The 20,365-nt window shown below is 42.5% G+C and carries 20 protein-coding genes; 5 read left to right on the top strand and 15 right to left on the bottom strand.

Annotated elements, in window-relative coordinates:
• Window positions 1-123: 123 nt before the first annotated feature.
• The 3 genes from cshA to KTE19_RS02805 form a co-directional block, all read right to left on the bottom strand.
• Window positions 124-1,653, bottom strand: a complete 1,530-nt coding sequence (gene cshA / locus KTE19_RS02815) for a degradosome RNA helicase CshA (protein WP_217341570.1) — start codon at window positions 1,651-1,653, stop codon at window positions 124-126.
• A gap of 261 nt (window positions 1,654-1,914) precedes the next feature.
• Entirely contained in the window at window positions 1,915-3,303 is a 1,389-nt protein-coding gene (locus KTE19_RS02810; RefSeq protein ID WP_217162340.1) for a UDP-N-acetylmuramoyl-tripeptide--D-alanyl-D-alanine ligase, read from the bottom strand.
• A gap of 56 nt (window positions 3,304-3,359) precedes the next feature.
• Complete coding sequence (locus KTE19_RS02805) at window positions 3,360-4,127, bottom strand: hypothetical protein (protein WP_217341569.1); 768 nt, start codon at window positions 4,125-4,127, stop codon at window positions 3,360-3,362.
• A gap of 153 nt (window positions 4,128-4,280) precedes the next feature.
• Here KTE19_RS02805 and KTE19_RS02800 point away from each other — a divergent pair, with 153 nt between their 5' ends.
• Window positions 4,281-4,748 (top strand): low molecular weight protein-tyrosine-phosphatase, encoded by a 468-nt coding sequence (locus tag KTE19_RS02800; RefSeq protein ID WP_217162344.1) that lies wholly within the window; start codon window positions 4,281-4,283, stop codon window positions 4,746-4,748.
• Here the strand turns inward: KTE19_RS02800 and KTE19_RS02795 are convergent.
• Window positions 4,745-5,464 (bottom strand): class A sortase, encoded by a 720-nt coding sequence (locus KTE19_RS02795; protein ID WP_217341568.1) that lies wholly within the window; start codon window positions 5,462-5,464, stop codon window positions 4,745-4,747. The two genes, KTE19_RS02800 and KTE19_RS02795, sit on opposite strands and share 4 nt — an antisense overlap.
• A 51-nt stretch (window positions 5,465-5,515) precedes the next feature.
• Here KTE19_RS02795 and KTE19_RS02790 point away from each other — a divergent pair, with 51 nt between their 5' ends.
• Complete coding sequence (locus KTE19_RS02790) at window positions 5,516-6,736, top strand: multidrug efflux MFS transporter (RefSeq protein WP_283817063.1); 1,221 nt, start codon at window positions 5,516-5,518, stop codon at window positions 6,734-6,736.
• An 88-nt stretch (window positions 6,737-6,824) separates the two neighbouring features.
• On the opposite strand, the gene KTE19_RS02785 is transcribed toward KTE19_RS02790, so the two are convergent.
• The 5 genes from KTE19_RS02785 to KTE19_RS02765 form a co-directional block, all read right to left on the bottom strand.
• Window positions 6,825-7,076, bottom strand: a complete 252-nt coding sequence (locus KTE19_RS02785) for a type B 50S ribosomal protein L31 (protein WP_056981631.1) — start codon at window positions 7,074-7,076, stop codon at window positions 6,825-6,827.
• Window positions 7,077-7,182: 106 nt separating this feature from the next.
• Window positions 7,183-8,463 carry a UDP-N-acetylglucosamine 1-carboxyvinyltransferase gene (gene murA, locus KTE19_RS02780; protein WP_217162347.1) on the bottom strand — a complete coding sequence of 427 codons (1,281 nt, stop codon included), beginning with the start codon at window positions 8,461-8,463 and terminating at the stop codon, window positions 7,183-7,185.
• A gap of 239 nt (window positions 8,464-8,702) precedes the next feature.
• Window positions 8,703-10,319 (bottom strand): CTP synthase, encoded by a 1,617-nt coding sequence (gene pyrG, locus KTE19_RS02775; RefSeq protein WP_217341567.1) that lies wholly within the window; start codon window positions 10,317-10,319, stop codon window positions 8,703-8,705.
• Window positions 10,320-10,477: 158 nt separating this feature from the next.
• Window positions 10,478-11,113: a DNA-directed RNA polymerase subunit delta gene (gene rpoE / locus KTE19_RS02770; protein WP_217162349.1), complete on the bottom strand. Its 636-nt coding sequence runs from the start codon at window positions 11,111-11,113 to the stop codon at window positions 10,478-10,480.
• Between the two features lie 55 nt (window positions 11,114-11,168).
• Window positions 11,169-11,603 carry a YwiB family protein gene (locus KTE19_RS02765; RefSeq protein ID WP_217162350.1) on the bottom strand — a complete coding sequence of 145 codons (435 nt, stop codon included), beginning with the start codon at window positions 11,601-11,603 and terminating at the stop codon, window positions 11,169-11,171.
• A 184-nt stretch (window positions 11,604-11,787) separates the two neighbouring features.
• On the opposite strand from KTE19_RS02765, the gene KTE19_RS02760 reads away from it, so the two are divergent.
• The 3 genes from KTE19_RS02760 to yidA are packed head-to-tail and all read left to right on the top strand — an operon-like array spanning window position 11,788 to window position 14,795.
• Complete coding sequence (locus tag KTE19_RS02760; RefSeq protein ID WP_217341566.1) at window positions 11,788-12,615, top strand: lipoyl protein ligase domain-containing protein; 828 nt, start codon at window positions 11,788-11,790, stop codon at window positions 12,613-12,615.
• A 12-nt stretch (window positions 12,616-12,627) separates the two neighbouring features.
• A complete protein-coding gene (locus KTE19_RS02755; RefSeq protein WP_217341565.1) occupies window positions 12,628-13,965 on the top strand; it encodes an HD domain-containing protein in 1,338 nt (445 codons plus the stop codon).
• Window positions 13,966-13,988: 23 nt separating this feature from the next.
• The gene (gene yidA, locus KTE19_RS02750) at window positions 13,989-14,795 is read left to right on the top strand and encodes a sugar-phosphatase (protein WP_217341564.1); all 807 of its coding nucleotides are present in this window, start codon (window positions 13,989-13,991) and stop codon (window positions 14,793-14,795) included.
• Between the two features lie 308 nt (window positions 14,796-15,103).
• Here yidA and KTE19_RS02745 read toward each other — a convergent pair whose 3' ends face one another.
• From KTE19_RS02745 to KTE19_RS02720, 6 genes are all read right to left on the bottom strand, one after another.
• Entirely contained in the window at window positions 15,104-15,472 is a 369-nt protein-coding gene (locus tag KTE19_RS02745; RefSeq protein ID WP_217162356.1) for a DUF3899 domain-containing protein, read from the bottom strand.
• Window positions 15,472-16,452 (bottom strand): ribose-phosphate diphosphokinase, encoded by a 981-nt coding sequence (locus KTE19_RS02740; protein WP_217162358.1) that lies wholly within the window; start codon window positions 16,450-16,452, stop codon window positions 15,472-15,474. Before KTE19_RS02740 ends, KTE19_RS02745 begins: the two co-directional genes overlap by 1 nt.
• A gap of 79 nt (window positions 16,453-16,531) precedes the next feature.
• On the bottom strand, window positions 16,532-17,908 hold the full coding sequence (gene glmU / locus KTE19_RS02735; protein WP_056981621.1) for a bifunctional UDP-N-acetylglucosamine diphosphorylase/glucosamine-1-phosphate N-acetyltransferase GlmU: 1,377 nt from the start codon (window positions 17,906-17,908) through the stop codon (window positions 16,532-16,534).
• Window positions 17,909-17,931: 23 nt separating this feature from the next.
• Complete coding sequence (purR, locus tag KTE19_RS02730) at window positions 17,932-18,750, bottom strand: pur operon repressor (RefSeq protein ID WP_186825936.1); 819 nt, start codon at window positions 18,748-18,750, stop codon at window positions 17,932-17,934.
• A 98-nt stretch (window positions 18,751-18,848) separates the two neighbouring features.
• Complete coding sequence (locus KTE19_RS02725) at window positions 18,849-19,652, bottom strand: metal ABC transporter permease (RefSeq protein ID WP_217162360.1); 804 nt, start codon at window positions 19,650-19,652, stop codon at window positions 18,849-18,851.
• Window positions 19,645-20,328 (bottom strand): metal ABC transporter ATP-binding protein, encoded by a 684-nt coding sequence (locus tag KTE19_RS02720; RefSeq protein ID WP_217162362.1) that lies wholly within the window; start codon window positions 20,326-20,328, stop codon window positions 19,645-19,647. Before KTE19_RS02720 ends, KTE19_RS02725 begins: the two co-directional genes overlap by 8 nt.
• Between the last annotated feature and the right edge of the window lie 37 nt (window positions 20,329-20,365).

Raw genomic sequence — 20,365 nt, 5'->3', positions numbered from 1 at the left:
TTCATGCCTAATAACAAAAAAGCATCACCTTTCGGTGATGCTCATAAGTCGCCATCAATACGATTTGACTTTGACCCAAAAAAAGCAGCTGGAAAGGTTCTCCAACTGCTTTAGTTCATTCAATTATGAATTTTTAATTGTGAAGCGCCGTTTGCTACCGCCGCTTGAACGTTTACTGCTATTCTTGCTTCCGCCATGATTGCGATCTCGATCACGATTACCGCTACCATTTCTGCTACGGTTACGGCCTGAGTTACGATCATTATTTCGGTGATTGTTACGTGAACCGCCCCAATGACCACCACCGCGATGGCTATTACGGCCATGACCACCATGATGCCGTGATAATGGGCGTTCAGGGGTAATCTTAACTTTCACATTATCCCGTGTCACATCATTTAATAAGGCAGCAACTAAATCACTGGCTTCGTACTCATCAAGAAGCTTGTCAGCCATCTTCTGATACTTATCAGTATTCGTCTTTTGAATCAAATCAGCAATGTCAGATTCTGCTGAATTTAATTGACCAACAAACGCTTCTTGTTCTGTTGGTGGCTTCAAAGGCAACATGCGCACTTTGGTTAACTTTTCGATTTCTCGTAAGTATTCCATTTCATTTGGTGTTGCAAATGTAATTGAAACACCATGCTTCCCGGCACGACCAGTACGGCCAACCCGATGAACATAGCTATCTGGATCCTGCGGAATATCATAGTTGTAAACGTGGGTAACACCAGAAATATCAATTCCACGAGCAGCCACATCAGTCGCAACTAAAATATCAATTTTGCCACGCTTAAATTCTTGCATGATCTGAGAACGGCGAGCTTGAGTTAAGTCACCATGAAGTCCAGCAGCTTTATAGCCACGCGCTTCCAATCCTTTTGATACTTCGTCAACCCGACGCTTTGTCCGACAGAAGACAAGGATAACTTCAGGATCTTGGACGTCAAAGAAACGCGTCATTGTGTCAAACTTTTCGTATTCTTTCAATCGAACATAGTATTGATCAATTAAGTCCGTAGTTAATTCTTTAGCCTTAATCTTAACTTGTTGGGGATCCTTCATAAACTGAACCCCAACCCGCTTAATTTGAGCAGGCATTGTTGCAGAGAACAAAAGTGTTTGTCTCTCTTCAGGGGTTTGTTTGATGATACTTTCAATATCGTCTAAGAATCCCATATCTAACATTTCGTCGGCTTCATCAAGAACCAAAGTCTTAATGTGCTCTAACTTCAATGTATGACGACGGATATGATCAAGGAGTCGTCCAGGAGTTCCCACAATAATCTGTGGATGGTCTTTTAAAGCGTTGATTTGGCGGCGAATATCTGCCCCACCATAAACGACCTGAACGCGAGCCTTTTCGTCTTTACCGAGTCGATAAATTTCTTCTTGGGTCTGAATTGCAAGCTCTCTAGTTGGTGAAATAATTAGAGCTTGGACATTGGGATTGTCAAAATCAATCTTCTGCAAGATTGGTAATCCAAATGCAGCCGTCTTACCCGTTCCAGTTTGTGCCTGACCAATAACATCCTGACCCTTAAGAACCATCGGAATGGTTTCTGCTTGGATGGGAGTTGCTTCTTCAAAACCACTACTGGAAATTGCTGAGAGTAAGCGGTCTGATAATCCTAATTCACTAAACTTCAAATATGTTTCCTCCTAATTATTGAAACAATTAAGGTTCCGCCAATGACTAGAGAAAAATCCGTTTCTCATGTTCGGTCATTAGCCTGACCATAAATCATTTATTACAAAATAACTTTTTTAGTTTACACCGTTTGTAGGGAATACGCAAGGGAAAAGGGCGTGGCGAAAGCGGTTAAACTTAGAACTTCCAACTTCTTTTGCAAAATATTGGGTCGGGGGCTTTGACTAAGCGCACCTGTTTTTCGATGACGATTATATGCACTACTCTTTCTTCACTAACCCATCCACGACATTCTCTAGATGAAGCCCATGACTCGCCTTCAACATAACCTCATCATCGGCGGTTAATTGGGCCGTTAGATCGGCAGTTAACTTATCGAGTTGATCTGCTGAATAATGATGTAAATTTTCCGGTGCAAATACCGGCTTTAATCGATCATATAATGCAGCCATATCATCACCGACTAAATAAACCATCGCAATTTGGCTGGGATCGATACTGCTGGCTAACGATGCATGCATCCGCTTTGACTGACTGCCAAGTTCCAACATATCACCCAGTACCGCAACTCGCCGGCCTTTTGTTGGTGTTTCCTGGAAAGCCGTCAGCACTTCTTTAGCTGCAGTTGGATTGGAATTATAGACATCGCTTAGAATTTTCTCCCCTGCTTTGCCAACCAGCCACTGGGTTCGATTCTTCGTCAGATCAAATTTTGTTAAACTCTTTTGAATCATTGATGGATAAATTTGGAACACCCGACCGACCGCCATTGCTGCCAGCGCGTTATTGACGTTATAATCACCAATCATGGGAATTTCAAACGTCATATCCGGCCATAAATTGACTTTAAAGGATGTGCTGTACTGACTATCTTGAGTTTCTGTCGCGTAAATATCATCATTAGATTCGCGGCCAAACGTATTCTGAGCCGTCGAAACTGCCTTGGCCCGTTCCACCAGCAATGGTTCGTCGCCATCATAAATGAATAAACCGTCTGATTTCAATCCGTGGGTGATTTCCATTTTGGCATCAGCAATCTTAGCGCGGGTCCCAAAGAATTCGATATGGGCCTCGCCAATCATCGTAATGATCGCGACATCCGGCTGCACCAACTTTGATAGGAAATCCAGCTGACCTGGGCGATCCATCCCCATTTCAACCACCAAGAACTCCGTATTGGACTCCATCTGCAAAATTGTGTATGGAACCCCGATTTCATTATTGAAATTATCGTGGGTCTTGGTCACATGAAACGTGCTTGAAAGGATGGCAGCGATCATGTCTTTTGTGGTTGTTTTACCATTGCTGCCGGTAATCGCAATGACCCGTGGGTTGATCTTGGTAAGATAATATCGGCTTAAGGTTTGAAACGCCGTCAATGGATCATTAACCACCAATGCTGGGATTGAAAGCGGCAGCCGGTCGGCTTTGTCAGCAGCCCATAACGTTGCAACTGCGCCGTTATGAATCGCTGAGTCTATGTAGTCGTGGCCATCATGATCGCCGGCCAGTGGGATAAATAATTGGCCAGGTTCAAGCTTGCGGCTATCAAAGCACACACCTTCAACATCTTGTTTTAAGGAACTATCTGGAAAGTTATCGGTCTTGGCATTGATCGCTGAAGCAATTTCGCCAATTGTCATTTTCATTATTTAACGCTCCAATTTTGAATAGTTACTGTCAATTATAACAAAAAATCAACCAGCTAAACACCCGCCGCTTGATCTTGCCATTCTAACTTCCATGTGGAATTTTGTAAATTGTAACTCAAATCACCAACATAATTTGTATTCTCAATAATCGTCTTGGTTCTTAAAATAATTGAGACTTGATCCGGATTTTTCAAAATTCTAATTGGAATATGGTACGTGCGATTTCGTTCCCTAATTGAACCAAATAGAATGAACAAGCCATCATTGGCCTTGGTAATCAGCTCAATGAGAATGGAATTATCGATGTCCTTGATTGCCAACGGCCGCAAAAATACCCGCAATGTATTATGGGTTTCGCGAAGATTTCGTTTGACGGCAATTTCCAGTACATGATTGAAATCTGAAAATCGTCGATAGTAGGATCGAATCGTCCGATCATCTTGGGTGAGATAAATATAGTGGTTCAATAACTTGGAAGAAAATGGGCGACCCATCGGGGTTCCAAAGTGCGCAAGATACAAGAGTTCAGCGATCTCGTATGGTGACAAATTATTGACACTATCTTCATCATCGAAATCGATAAACTTCTTCGGCCCACTTGGATTTTTGAGCAGGTATTGCCGGATTTCAGACGAGCCAAATATTAAATTGAACTTAGAGTGAGAATTATACCCATTTGCATCTTCTTCATCATTGTTCAACAAAATAATATTATCTGGCAGTTGGTCCAATCCATTAATAAAATCAGCGGCAGTAATCCCCGATGACAGAATCATGTTGGAAATCGGATTTGTATTGATAAAAATAAAATTGCCCTTCATTGTGTCATTACCCCATATAAAAGTCTAATTTAATTGTACTACCCTTTGACAAAGATGTCTGTAAATACCTTTCAAAAAATGAATTTGTTTGCCCTTTTGCTCAATAGTTGGTAACATTATTGTTAATATAAAAATGGTGACGAGGTTAAAGTAATGACTAACGTTTTATTTGTTTGTCTGGGAAATATCTGCCGTTCGCCAATGGCAGAAGCAATTTTTAAGAAAATGGTCAAGGATGCGGGACTTGCTGACAAAATTGCCATTGATTCAGCGGGAATCAGTAGCGAAGAACAGGGAAATCCCCCTCATCCAGGCGCACAAGCCGAACTTGAAATGCATGGTATCGATTGGACCGGAATGACTTCTCGGCCGATTGAGACAAAAGATTTTGAGTGGGCTGACCTGATTATCGGGATGGATAGCCAGAACATTTACTATCTGAAGCAAATGGCTCCTGAAAGTGATAAGGCTAAAATTCATCTGTGCTTGGACATTCTTCCAAATGAAATGGGAAAAGACATTCCAGATCCGTGGTACGACCATAAATTTGGTCGAACCTATGCACAGTTATCCGAGTCGTTGCCGAAATGGCTGGATTACATCAAAGCGAACTTGCTTTAATGATTGGCGGGCCTCAAAAGGGCTCGTTTTAATTTTGGCGTCGCTTGACTCAAAGAGTACTGATTAACGAGCTTACCGCGGATCATTAAGCGCCCCGCTCCCGTTGCATCACACGTAATCAATGTTACAATTGCCTTCTTAGTCTGCTTGACCACATCTACCCGGGTCGCAGCAATGAAAACTCGTCGGTAAACCCGGTAATGGTACACTTTTTTCAAATCAGTCAGATAAATATTGTCGCCAACTTTAGTTTTGAAGTACAGTGGGCCAAATAACACATGGCGATTTACCATATGGTGGCCGGCTAATGGATAGTTACCCTGCCCCATTTTTTGATCCTGACGCATCGTCCCAGCTGCCAGAGCTAATGTCGTATTGGCAACTCCAAGACCAATTGGCAGGTGGATTGAGGACTTGGGCACTAAAATTTCACCGACAACTTCCAATCGGTTGGTGTTCATCCTGGAATGTAAGGCTGTTTCAAAATCAAGCGATTTGACCTTTTTGAAATCATAACTCACATTCTTGGAATGACGCTTGGTTTGCTGTTTTTGCCTGGTTTCAGATTTTTCAACCATTTGGCGGGTCACTTTGGGCTGATACGATTTAATCACTTCATTTTTGATGGGGCGGTTAAAGATCAGTACCAGTGCAATCAGAAACACAAGCACAAAGAACAGGTTAATAATGATTCGTTTGAAACGACTTTTTTTCATGTTTGCCTCCAATGGCGAACTTTATTTTGATAAATAGGAGTGATCAACTCATTGGCTGAAAATAATCTAGCACCGAATTCTTGGCAGCGAAATCTGCGAGTGTTATGGTTTGGCACGTTCATGGCTGGAATTGGTTTCAGTGAAGTCATGCCATTCCTGTCACTTTACGTCGACTCGCTGGGAAAATTTACGCACAATGAACTCAGTTTGTACAGTGGCTTGGCATTTGCAGCCAGCTACTTTGTAACCGCGTTGGCTTCTCCATTCTGGGGGAAGCTGGCTGACCGAACCGGTCGAAAGTTGATGCTGATTAGAGCATCTGCAGGAATGGCCATTGTCTTCATCTTCATGGGCCTCGTGATAAACGTCTGGCAATTAATTGGTCTTCGACTGCTTCAAGGCGTGTTCTCAGGTTATATCAGTAATGCGAATGCCCTAATTGCCACCCAAGTCCCGAAGAGACGTAGTGGCCAAGCGCTAGGCATGTTAGTTACTGGAAATGTTTCCGGCGCACTTTTTGGTCCCCTATTAGGTGGAACCCTTGCTTCCATTTTTAGTTACCGGGTCACCTTTTTCATCACGGGATTCTTATTTGTAATGGTATTCCTGGTCACAACCATTTTTGTAAAAGAAGACTTCAAACCAACCGCAAAATCAGAAATGCTTAACACTCGCGGGGTTGTGGGCGAATTATCAAATGCCAAATTAGTGTTTGGCATGTTTGTCACGACCATGATCATTCAGGCTGCAAACAATTCTATTGTACCAATTTTATCATTATATGTTCGGCAAATCATGGATAACAGCTCGGCCACAACCTTTTACAGCGGAATTGTCGCCGCGGTTCCAGGAATTGCGACACTGTTTGCTGCTCCTTTGTTAGGGAGAGTCGGTGACCGGATTGGAACCGATCGAATTCTAATCATCGGATTTGTTTTAGCAATTAGTGTTTATGTCCCAATGGCCTTTGTCACCAATGTTTGGCAGCTGATTGGTCTACGCTTTATCATTGGTGTTGCCAACGCCGCAATGTTACCTGCCGTGCAAGCCATTTTAGCCAAAAACACCCCTCCTCAAGTGACTGGTCGGGTATTCGGTTGGAACCAGTCGTTTCAAGCGATGGGCAACGTTGCCGGTCCAATGATTGGCTCAGTTGTTGCAACGTCTTTTGATTATTTTGGCGTTTTTCTTTCAACTGCAATTCTAGTGGTAATCAATTTAGCACTGGTCTATCATAATACGCGAGAAATGCGGCAAGCTCGCAAAATATAAACAAAATTCCCTAATTTTTGACATTCAAGGGAAAAATGCCCAAACAAAAAGACAGGCCACATAACGTGTCCCGCCTTTTTGTTTGGGTCTAGTTGTTTGTAAGACCATATTTCTTGTTGAAACGATCCACAGCACCATCTGCTTGGGTAAACTTTTGCTTACCAGTGTAGAATGGGTGAGAGTCGGATGAAATTTCAACCCGGATCAATGGGTATGTTTTGCCATCTTCCCATTCAATGGTTTCGTCAGAAGTCTTAGTTGATCCTGACATAAACTTGAATCCGGTACTTGAATCTTGAAATACAACTTGGTGGTAATCTGGATGAATTCCTTTTTTCATAATATATCGCTCCTTTGCCCTGAATCAATCTGATGACCCAGAGATTATCGATTAGTCAACCTTGTTAGTTTATCATAAAATAATTCGGGTTTCAATAACCTTTCGCCTAAACTTTTTCTTCAACTTCCAGTTTGACATCTGCACCGATTGACGTCAATTTATCGACTATACTCCCATATCCCCGCAAGATGTACTCGGCGTGGGAGATTTCAGTTGTGCCATTTGCCATGAGACCAGCAATAACCAATGATGCACCAGCGCGAATTTCACCAGCATCAACGTGGGCTCCCGTCAAGTGTGGCGAAGGATCCACAACGATTACACCCTCATCAGTATCTTCTGATTTGATATGACCGCCTAATTTGTTAAGTTCGTGAATGTGCTTGATTCGCTTAGGATAAATGGTATCGATGATGATACTCCTGCCACTCGCCTTAAATAATAGTGGGGTCACCGGCTGCTGCAAATCAGTCGCAAATCCCGGAAATGGCATCACTTTAACTTGAATCGGCTTCAGGTCGTGTGAAGGTCCAACATAGATGCTGTCTTCATAAACTGTTAAATCACAACCCATTTCCTCCAATTTTGCCACAAATGCTTCCAAATGTTCTGGAATAATATTCGTAATCAAAACACCATCCCCAACTGCTGCGGCCAAGGAAAGATATGTACCAGCTTCAATTCGATCAGGAATAATTGTGTGGGTGTTACGAGCTTGGAGGGTTGGCACCCCTTCAATTCGAATGACATCGGTACCGGCACCTCTGATATTTGCGCCCATGTTATTTAAAAATGTCGCAATATCAATGATTTCCGGTTCTTTAGCAGCGTTACCAATCACCGTCGTCCCCGGTGCTTTAACAGATGCAAGAATTGTATTAATGGTTGCTCCAACAGAAACCACATCTAAAAAGATCTGCGCACCATGCAGACCATTTGGACCCGTTTGAATGGTCACAGTCCCATCATGATCGCTCACCTCAGCCCCCAGTGCCTTAAAGGCCTTAATATGCTGGTCAATCGGTCGCGGGCCAATATTATCGCCACCAGGAAAGCTGACCGTTGCACGTTGAAAACGCCCCAACAATGCACCCATGAAATAGTAAGAAGCTCGCAAGCTCTTAATCGCCTTACTTGGGAGCGGTGCTTCGACAATATTTGTCGGATCAATTGACAAAACATCGCCCTTAAATTGAGACGATACATTCATTGATTTTAAAATCAACATTAAATTGTGAACATCTAAAATGTCTGGAACCGAATCGAATTTAACTGGTGTGTCGGCTAAAATGGCGGCCGGAATAAGCGCAACTGTGCTGTTCTTAGCACCGCCAATGGACACCTCACCAGAAAGACGATTCCCGCCATTTATTATTAATTTAGTCATCAAACTTTCCTCACTTTTACAATCGAACATTTTTAATGCTATGAAACATCTTAAAGAAAAAGCTTGCAAAATACAATCCCTTTAGTTGAATTATACAATGTGTGACAGGAAACACAATGATAGTGTGTGGTGTTCATGGATTAAATCAAAGAAGCCAAAGCCATTCTCTTTGAACACCCGCACTTTACGAAAAAGGGTCAGGGCATTACGCCCCAACCCCTTGCCCAAAAATGGACTTATTACTTATTTTTCTCAAGATAAACGTCGTTGGCTGCTGCCACAAAGTCCTTGAATAATCCTTCTGGCCGGTTTGGTCGAGAAATGAATTCTGGATGATATTGAGAACCAACGAAGAACTTGTTTGCAGGAATTTCAACAACTTCAACCAAATGATTGTCAGGTGATGTTCCTGAAATCACCATGCCATTTTTCTCCATTGCCTCACGATAAGCATTGTTAAACTCATAACGGTGACGATGGCGTTCTGAAATCACGTCGGCATTATCATAAGCTTTGGCAGCCACTGTACCTGGCTTCAACTTACATGGATAAGCACCCAATCGTTGAGTCCCACCCATATCATGAACGTCCTCTTGGTCGGCCATCAAATCGATCACATTATGTTTGGTTCTCGGATTCATTTCAGTTGAATTGGCATCTTTGTACCCAAGAACGTCGCGGGCAAATTCAACGCAAGCCATTTGCATCCCCAAACAGACACCGAGATATGGCACGTCTTTCTCCCGAGCATAGCGAATCGCAGTAATCATGCCTTCAATCCCACGATCACCGAAACCGCCGGGAACAATAATACCATCGGCTGATGAGAGTAATTCTTCAACATTGTCATCGTTAATCTTTTCGGAATCCAACATTTCCAAATCAATGTCTGCATCTACTCGGTAACCAGCATGCTTCAATGCCTCGGCAACGGAAATGTAAGCGTCGTGAAGGCCAACATACTTACCTACCAGGGTAATATGGATCGTTCGCTTCAAATGCTGTACATGCTGCTCTAATTCACGCCAGTCAGACATGTCGGCAGCTGGCTTCTCAATTCCGAAATGTTCCAAAATCTGTTGGTCCATTCCCTGCTTCTGCAAGTTCAGCGGAATCGTGTAGAGAGTTGGCACATCTAAAGATTCAACAACCGCCTGTGGCTTAACGTCACAGAACAAAGAAATCTTCTTACGCATCGAATCAGTAATTGGCTTTTCCGAACGGACAACCAGTAAGTTTGGCTGAATTCCCAGACTGCGCAATTCCTTCACACTATGCTGAGTTGGCTTTGTCTTCATTTCACCAGCTGCCCGCAAGTATGGAATCAAGGTTGTATGAACATAAAAGACGTTTTCGTCACCAACCTCCGTCTTCATTTGACGAATGGCTTCCAAAAATGGCAGCCCTTCAATATCACCAACAGTTCCACCAAGTTCAGTGATCACAATTTCTGCATCAGTCACTTTGGCGGCCCGCATAATTTTTTCTTTAATCATTCCCGTGATGTGAGGAATCACTTGAACGGTTGCGCCAAGATAATCTCCATGACGTTCCTTACGTAAAACTTCATCATAAATTTTACCGGTCGTCACGTTTGAATACTTATTGAGGTTATTGTCGATAAATCGTTCATAATGGCCAAGATCAAGATCAGTTTCGGTTCCATCATCGGTAACGAAAACTTCACCATGTTGGTAAGGGTTCATCGTACCAGGGTCGACGTTAATGTATGGATCGAATTTTTGAATTGTGACGTTTAATCCGCGATTTTTTAACAATCGACCTAGTGAAGCTGCAACAATCCCTTTTCCTAAGGAAGAAACAACGCCACCAGTTACAAAAATATATTTGGTCATTATATAATCCTCTCCTCTTACTAGTTCAACGGGGAATCACAAATAAAAAAATCCCTATCCATAAGTGAATAGGGAACAATTAATCATCGTTCAGATGTCCTTGAAAACTCAAGGAGCCCAAAAAATATAATACATACTTTTTGGAAATTAGTCAAGAATTATTGATTATCTTTTGAATTGTAATCATCGTCGTCACCATCATCACCGAACGAATCATCATCATCGTCATCATTCAATTCATTCAGCTGACCCTCGATGCCATCTGGTAAGTCCTCATCACTAGCATCATCGGTACTGTCGTCGATGTCTGCCAGATCCTTATTGTACTTACCGAGATCTTCACTGCTATCGTCATCGTCGGTGCCATCGTCGTCTTCTACGAAATCGTCATCGTCTTGATCTTCTGGGTCGTCGTCATCGTAATCAATGACGTCATCATCGTCAGAAGCATCAGCAAGGAAGGCATTAACCTTCCGACGCTTTTTGCGCTTCGGTCGATCTTCATCCTCTTCAGCGTGGACAGTCGCTTCATCAATTGATTCGTATGGGTACCATGTTCGTAGTCCCCAAAGATTGTCACCAAGTGAAATAAAGCTACCATCAATGTTGAGATCTGTATAAAATTGTGACAAACGATCACGGATCTCTTTGTTACTATCGCCCAAGTATGACTGCACCTCATTAGCTAAATCCACAAATGGCATTGTGTCACCGTGTTTTGCTAAGATTGCGTGAGCTACTTCAATCATCGATAGTTCGTTTTTGTTTTGGCCTTTAAAGACTTCTAATTCCAAACTGGTACACGTCCTTTCAACAGTCTAACAACAGTCTAAAAATTACTATACTCGATTAAATTGTAAATTGCAATCGAATATTGTATTTGCCCAACAGTTCATTACCAGCATATAGTAAATAATCAATTCCAACTTTACCACGCAATGGTTGATCCAGGATTTCTGCATCCAACGCAGATGTTACTGTCTGAACGTCCAAAAGTCCATAGGGTGTCCGATAACGCGCAGCAACCCGTTTACCCTGACTGAATAACAATTGCAAACGGTTAGTGGCCGAACGGGTTAATTTGATGTCACCGTTATCCATGATCTTAATGGTGACTGGTACCGGTCCTTCTTCAGCGTCCTCAGTGTATCTAATGTAGATGCTGGTCCCAACTTGAACAAGTTGACCAGTGACATCAAAGACAAAGTTCGATTCCTCGCCACTTTGCACAATATTCGTCTCTAAATGAATTTGAACTGGAACGCCAGTTGCCAAATTATCCATAATACACCTTCTTTAACTCTACTACTTGCCTAACTAATACATTATATAACCTCAACCCGAATTTAGCACCCATTTTATCTTTAAATGATCAGTTTGGCTGCAAGCCTTTAACGGATCTTATTCAATATTGGTAGCGGATTCTGTTATAATTAATTAAGTTGCTATTTTGAATGGAGGACATGAGATGAAGCTTGCAAACGTTCCAATCACCGTGATTAATCAAACATATTCAAGTGAAGAGAAGTTAACAAGCTTTGCAGACACGAATGCCCTACTTGAAATTTGTGATAAATTTCAGCGGCCCTTTCTTCATTTTTGGACAACCGAACAGCCCACTCTCATCTTGGGCATTAATGATCGTCACTTACCAAAGCTGAGTTTGGGACTCAAATCGTTAAAAAGCAATCATTTTGATTATTTTCTGAGAAATTCCGGTGGCTTGGCTGTGGTCAGTGATCCTGACGTCTTGAATATTTCGTTATTTATCCCGTTGGCCCGAACCACTTATTCGGTTGATGAAGCCTATGAAGAAATCGCTGGATTAATTCAGCTGTGTTGGCCAAGTCTTCCAATCAAAACCTATGAAATTGTTCATTCATACTGTCCCGGGAAATTTGACTTGAGCGTCAACGATCTAAAGTTTGCTGGAATTGCCCAGCGGCGAACGCCGAATGCCTTGGTGTTAATGTTGTATATGAGCGTCAGTGGCAATCAGGATTTCCGAAGCCAAACAGTGGCAGACTTCTACACTCAGAGTGGCGCCTACACCCAGGATCGTTGGCAATTCCCAACCGTCGACAAAACAACGATGACGACTTTAGCGGCACTTGGCTTACCAACCATCACCATCCCGAAAGTCAAACAACAACTCCTGACAACTTTAACCCAGCAAGGTGAGTCGGTTGATTTATCATCCGCTCCTGAATTTCTGCGTTCCAGCCAATTCACTACGGAACAAGCAACCCAACTAAAAAAAATTCAATTGCGAAATGATCAGTTACCAATTGTCTAAGGAGGCAATTTTTTGGATTACGCACATCAACTACTTGAGAGAGAAAAGGTCTTCCGCGACCCGGTTCATAACTATGTCCACGTCAAATATCAAGTCATCCTTGACCTAATTAATACCAGTGAGTTCCAACGATTACGCCGAATTCATCAACTGGGCACGACCTCTTTGATTTTTCATGGCGCAGAACACACCCGCTTTGCCCATTCACTTGGCGTTTACGAAATTGCTCGCCGGATCATCGAATCATTTGAAGAAAACTGGCTGTCTACTCAACCAGGGGATGGCCTCTGGAATGATTCCGAAAAAGTGGTGACCCTATGTGCTGCGCTTCTTCACGATATTGGTCATGGCGCTTATTCCCACACCTTTGAGCATATCTTCGGAACAGACCACGAAAAGATCACCCGAGATATTATTACTTCTCATACGACCGAAATTAATCACGTCCTCGAACGGGTCAGTCCCGACTTCCCGGAGAAGGTTGCCAGTGTCATCGGTAAGACCTATCCAAATCGCCAAGTTGTCGAGATGATTTCCAGTCAACTTGACGCTGATCGAATGGACTACCTACTGCGAGATGCCTATAACACCGGCGTTAAGTATGGGACATTTGACCTTTCAAGGATTTTGGAAGTGATGCGGCCTTACAAAGACGGTATCTGTTTCGAAATGAGCGGCATGCACGCTGTCGAAGATTATATCGTCAGCCGGTTCCAAATGTATCAACAGGTTTATTTCCATCCCGTTTCCAGAGCAATGGAAGTGATCTTAAATCGTTTGTTACAACGGGCCAACGAAATTTTCAGTGAAGAAGGCTTAAAGCATAATCCCCAAACGCCTTACCTTCTGTTGCCATTTTTCCATCACGATTTTAACTTAGATGATTATTTGCAACTAGATGATGGTGTCTTGAATACCTACTTCATCCATTGGAAACGATACCCGGATGACTTACTGAGTAATTTAGCAAGCAGGTTTATTGACCGCAAGCCACTCAAATCGGTTAAGTTTGATGATTCAACCAAGGACCTCTTGCCCCGCCTGAGGGAAATCATTGAGCAGTCTGGGTTTAATCCCAAGTACTATACCGCGACTGACAACAGTTTTGACCTTCCTTACGATGCCTATCGACCTGGCAAAAAACAAATTCAACTGATGCAAAATGACGGCTCGCTGATTGAGCTGTCGTCAATCAGCCCACTGGTACGAGCCATCTCTGATAAGCAAACTGGTGACAACCGCTTCTTCTTCCCCCGAGAAATTCTCCGGCCAGAAGAAAATGTTGACCTGTTCCAACCCGAGTACGATGAATTTAATCATCATATTCGTAACGATCAATTAATTAAATAATAATTTAGAGGAGAGAATTCCCTATGGACATCAAATTAGTCGCTATCGATATCGATGGCACGTTATTAAACGAAAAGCACCAACTCGCTCAAGCCACCATTGACACAATTACCGCCGTCAGGCAAAAAGGAATCAAGGTGGTCCTAGCGAGTGGCCGGCCACTGACTGGCGTTCAACCCTATCTGGACAGTCTAAACATTAATGGTGCCGATGAATTTGCCCTCACTTTTAATGGTGCGATGGCCCAAACCTTGGGCGGTGAGATCCTCGTCCACCACACGTTAAGTTACGATGATTTCTTGGAAACTGAAATGCTGAGTCGAAAATTTGGCGTCCACTTCCAATTAGAAACCGTTGACACAATTTATGCCACTAATCGGGATCTAAGCCCCTATACCATCGGCGAAAGTTATCTGGTCCGGCTACCAGTCAAATACCGGGCACCTGAAGACATTTCACGAGATCTTGTCATTTCAAAAGTGATGATGATTGATGATCCAAAGTTGATTAGCAATGCCTATCAAAATATTCCCGCCGACCTTCAGCAACAACTTTACATCGTCCAAAGCGAGCCATTCTTCATTGAGATTATGAGCAAACAGGCGAACAAAGGTAAAACATTGGGCGAACTTGCTGAGAAGTTGGGCTATACGGCAGATAATGTCATGGCATTGGGTGATCAAGAAAATGATTTGACGATGATTAAGTATGCCGGTTTGGGAGTTGCAATGGACAACGGAATCGCAGAAGTAAAGGATGCCGCATCGTTTGTGACCAAGCCTAATACCGAAAATGGCGTTGCGTATGCGTTAGAAAAATATTTATTATAAAGCCAAAATGAAGCTGAGACATTAGTCGGTGACCTGTTTATCAATACAATTTGGCTTTCCAAATTTACATTGATAAAACCTGCGACAAACGGCTAACCCTGCCATTTAAGCCAAAAAGAGGCTGGAACCTCTGTTGATTTTCAATCAGTGATCATCATTTGGATCACTACTGATATTCAGATAAAAGCTGCGATAAACGGCTGATCCTAGAATTTAACAAGAAAAACCAGTTATTCCTGATGTTGGAATAACTGGTTTTTCTTGTTAAATTCTAGGGGCCAAAGCACCTTTCGTCCCAATTTAATTCTTTAAATAATCGTGAGTATAATCCCCAAAGCAATTAGCAAACCGCCCGTTGCAATACAAAAACGAGCGTATTTGTTAACCTTAATAGGTTGATTTTTAATCGATGCAACATCTTTTGCTTTAGGATGCTTAGGGTCATTCTCTGATTCCAAATCCGTTTTTTTCTTTTTTGGAATAAACCGCCAGCCAGTGAACAGGTGGCCGGACCCGACAACGAAAATTGACGCCAAAACGGTTAAAAATAACCCCAGTAAAAAGTCTGCGTTACCTAATGCAATTTTGGGGACACCAAACAAAACTAATAGCAAGTTGATCACTAAAATACCAACAACACTAGTCGCTGTTATGTGCGTTTTGAGCTTTTCAACCATTAACCCTTATCACCACGAAATCTATTTCTAAAGAGTGGACTTACCGGCTTGTCTTCATTGATCCGTTTAATGGCATCACCAATTAACGGCCCAACAGAAACTTGTTGGATCTTGTCCAACTGTTTTTCTTTTGGTAACTGAATGGTATCAGTCACAACCAGCTGCTTGATTGGTGACTTTTTAATTCGTTCAATTGCCGGACCTGACAATACTGGATGAGTACAACATGCATAAACTTCAGAGGCTCCTGCATCCATTAGCGCTTGAGCACCAAGCGTAATTGTCCCAGCAGTGTCAATCATATCATCAATCATTAAACAACGTTTACCTGACACATCACCAATGATGTTCATAATTTCAGCAACGTTGGCTTGAGGACGACGTTTGTCAATAATGGCAATGGGTGCCTTTAAAAACTCAGCTAATGCGCGCGCCCGAGAAACTCCACCGTGATCAGGAGAAACTACGACATCATCATTCCCGAAACCTTGCTTGATAAAATGATCGGCTAGTAATGGGGCCCCCATTAGATGATCGACAGGGATATCGAAGAAGCCTTGGATCTGGGCAGCATGAAGATCGAGTGATACGACCCGGTCAACACCATCTTTTTGAAGCATATTTGCAACTAACTTGGCGGTAATTGGTTCACGTGATCGGGCCTTTCGATCCTGACGTGCGTAACCATAGTAAGGAATCACAACATTAATTGTTCCCGCACTGGCTCTTCTTAAGGCATCTACCATGATTAATAGTTCCATTAAATTATCGTTCACAGGAGCTGAAGTTGATTGGATGATGAAGATATTATCACCACGAATACTTTCTTCGATGTTAATCCTGATTTCACCATCACTGAACCGGTCAACGGAGGTCTTGCCAAGCGGTACACCAACTGTTTTGGCGATTTTTTCCGCTAATGGCCGGTTAGAGTTTAACGCGAAAATTTTAAGTTTAGAATCAAAATATTGCTGAGACATATGATCCTCCCATACGTTTTATTAGTTCAATTCGCTTTCCCACATTGATTATACAATGTTTTCGCTAAAAATTTCAGCGTTAATCCTTTTGATATGGTAATTTTTTAAAATAGCCAGGTTTATTGGTCTGCCGACTACGGGCAATCGCCATGTCGTATTGATTAACTTGACGGTTAATCGTTGACCCGGCGGCAATAAATGAATGATCAGCTACTTCAAGCGGCGCAATTAAATTGGAGTTACTTCCAATAAAGGAATCATCGCCAACAGTGGTTTCGTGTTTGTGAGCGCCATCGTAATTGACGAAGATCACCCCACAGCCAACATTGATGTTCTTACCAAGCTTGGCGTTACCAACGTAGGTCAAATGACCGACTTTGGTGCCTTCACCAATCGAGGCCTTCTTAACTTCAACAAAGTTACCAAGATGAACATGCTTGCCAATCATTGCTTGAGGACGCAGATGACTATTAGGACCAATATCTGAGTGGTCCATCATTTCAGACTGCTCAATTAACGAAGAAGTGACAGTGACATGATCGTGAATAATCGAATCACGAATTTCAGAATTAGCACCGATATAACAATCTTCACCAATCACTGTCTGTCCTTTGAGCTGGACGCCTGGTTCAATAATCGTGTCCGAGCCAATCTTGACATCACTATCGATATAGGTCCGCTCAGGATCAATCATCGAAATACCATCTTTCATGTGCTGACGGTTAATTCGACAACGCATGATTTTAGTCGCCGTTGCGAGTGCCAAGCGATCATTGACCCCCATTGTTTCGTCAAAATCAGCCATCTTGTAAGCAGCAATTGTTTCACCTTCTGCCTTCAAGATTTCAATGACGTCGGTTAAATAGTACTCGCCTTGCGCATTGTGATTGTTAATCTTGTGGAGCGCTTCGAACAGGGCCCGGTTGTCAAATACGTAGACACCGGTGTTAATTTCATCGATCGCCTGCTCTTCTTTAGTGGCATCCTTTTGCTCAACAATTTTTTCAACAATTCCCAAATCATTGCGCACGATCCGGCCATAACCAGTCGGATTTGGTGCTTTGGAAGTCAGAATTGTGACTTTGGCCTTTTTATTTTGGTGATAAGTAAATAAATCTTCAAATGTTTTGGTCGTAAACAGCGGGGTATCTCCGCTGACAACCATCGTCATTCCGTCTAAATGACCTAAGAGCTGCTCTGCCTGCAAAACGGCATGACCAGTTCCAAGTTGTTTTTCTTGAACGACATACTGAGTACGATCACCCAAGTTATCGCGAACTGCATCAGCACCGAATCCCACAACGGTCACAATATTGTCCATGTGAGCACCTTCAACAGCAGTCAGCACATGATCAACCATCGTTTTACCGCATAGGCGATGGAGCACCTTATACAGCTTGGATTTCATTCGGGTACCTTTGCCAGCTGCCAATATGATTGTATTCTTTGTTGCCATTATCAATGTCTCCCCAATGCATTCTAATTAAAAATCTTGTCTAGGTAATTTCCTGGTTGTGAAATAACCGTGTTATCTTTGGCGTCAACTCGCATCAATGACGTGTAATTGCCAATTGAGCGACCGTTTGGTGCAGTGCTTTCAGCAACGACTCCCACGCCAATCAAATTCGCGTCAAACTCTTCAACCATCGAAATCATTCCGCCAACCGTGCCGCCACCACGCATATAATCGTCAACGATCAGCACGTTGGAATCCGGTTTGAGGCTTCGTTTGGATAACGACATCTTTTCAATCCTGGTAGAAGAGCCAGATACATAATTCACATTAACTGTTGAGCCTTCGGTGATTTCAGTATCATGTCTCACGATCACAAATGGAACGTTTAAGAAATCAGCAACACTTTGAGCAATTGGCACACCCTTGGTTGCGATGGTCATCACTGCATCCACATCTTGATTAAGATATTGAGTGGCAAAAACCCGCCCAATTTCTCTTAAAGTCGCTGGGTTGCCCAGTAAATCAGACATATAAACGTAGCCACCGGGCAAATACCTGGTGTTGGAAGACATCTGTTCAATCAGGTGATTAACGACTTGGACAGCCTCTTCCTTTAAAATATAAGGCAAGAACCGGGTTCCCCCGGCAGCACCAGGAATGGTTTCAAGCAAGCCAGTCCCCCTGGCTTGAAAAGTTCGTTTCAAAATTGTTAGGTCTTCACTAATTGAAGATTTGGCAGACCCATACCGTTCAGCAAAAAACGTCAACGGGATCAACGTATGGGGCCGTTCAAGCAAGTATCTGGTCATGTCAATCAACCGATCGCTTCTTCGTACTTTCAAAAATTCCACCTCTACTTTATGTAACATATACTAAAATCTTATCATAAATGTTCGTCTTTAGGGGAATATATAGAAAAATATAATAAATTTAGACTGTTTTATTTGCTTTTGCTCCGAATAAAGTTGTAAAACAATGAAATGCCATAAATTGCTGCTTCAATTGAAGAAATGAAGAAAGTAACCGGCCAATTTGTGAGATATCCCAAATATAGGCCAACCCAAACACCGAATAACGCAAAACCGACTGCTAAAGCCATCATATGAAGAACCGTGTGCGCAAAGTATTTAGCACTAGAGGCTGGCAACGTCAGTAGAACAAAAATCAATAAGGAGCCAACAATTTGGGCTGCCACACTGACATTAAAGGCCAACATAATCAAGAAAATGATTGAAATGATGTTGCGATAAATGTGGTTTGTTTGGGCGCCAACCGGATCAAACGAATCATCTTTTAGGTTTCTGAAAATTAATAATAAGACCATCAACACTAAAATCGATAATGCCGCCATTTGGATAACATCTTGGCGACTAATTCCAATCACACTTCCAAACAAAATATTGGTTGCATAACTGGAATTCTTTTGAGACAACGACAAAAACAAAATTCCCAAGCCAATAAACAGTCCTGAAATAGCACTAATAACTGATTCCCGCCTTGATTCCACCGCTCCGCTTAACTCACCGACCATGATTGAACTGACGGTCGTAAACACCAGCATCCCATTTAATGGTGTCCAGCCGATGAAAATCCCAAACGCAGCTCCGGCAAAACCAATTTCTGACAAAGTATGGGTCATGAATGGCATATTTCTTGCAATCACAAACACACCCATCATCCCACTTACGATCGCAATCAAGGTTCCCGCTAAGTAGGCATTTTGCATAAAGTCAAAACTAAACATATTGTCCCTCCTTGTTCTCATTGTGCAGATCTTCGATTGGCCCTGATTCGTATTGTCCTTTTTTCAACCACAAATAGTGATCCGGGTATTCGTGAATCATCTGCATATCATGGGAAACAAATAGGATTGTTAAGCCACTTGTTTTGTTTAATCGGTAAACAACATCGAGTAATTCCTTTTTGGTATTAGGATCCAAGCTGGCAGTGGATTCATCCAAGATTAACAGATCAGGATGATTGATCAATGCCTGAGCGAGATACGCCTTCTGCTTTTCACCGCCTGAAGCCAAGCCAAGTGGCCGATCAGCAATATGTTCAAGCCCAACTTGGTGAATCACTTGATGAACCCGAGTCCGTTCTTTCTTTGATAGCCAAGGCAGCTTGAGCCCCGTAAAATTCAAGGCAACGAAGTCCTTAATCGCAAGTGGATATTCAACATCGATATTTCGAAACTGGGGAACGTACCCAATTCGAACCCCATTTTTGATGACCACTTTGCCTGCAGACGGATGTAATTGACCTAAAATCACCCGCACCAAGGTTGTCTTGCCAATCCCATTTTCGCCGATCACGCCAAGAAAATCCCCCCGGTTAACCTGAAAGCTGAGCCCAGATAACACTGGGTGATTGGGAAAACTTAACGATAAGTCTTCAACTGAAATTAATGTGTCACTCAAATGAATACCTCCAACAATTATTGTAAAAAGTAATAAT

It is taken from the genome of Lentilactobacillus dabitei, assembly GCF_019061365.1.
Classification (GTDB): Bacteria; Bacillota; Bacilli; order Lactobacillales; family Lactobacillaceae; genus Lentilactobacillus; species Lentilactobacillus dabitei.
Note: the sequence above shows the minus strand (reverse complement) of the source record. Positions and strands in the feature narration are given on the sequence as shown.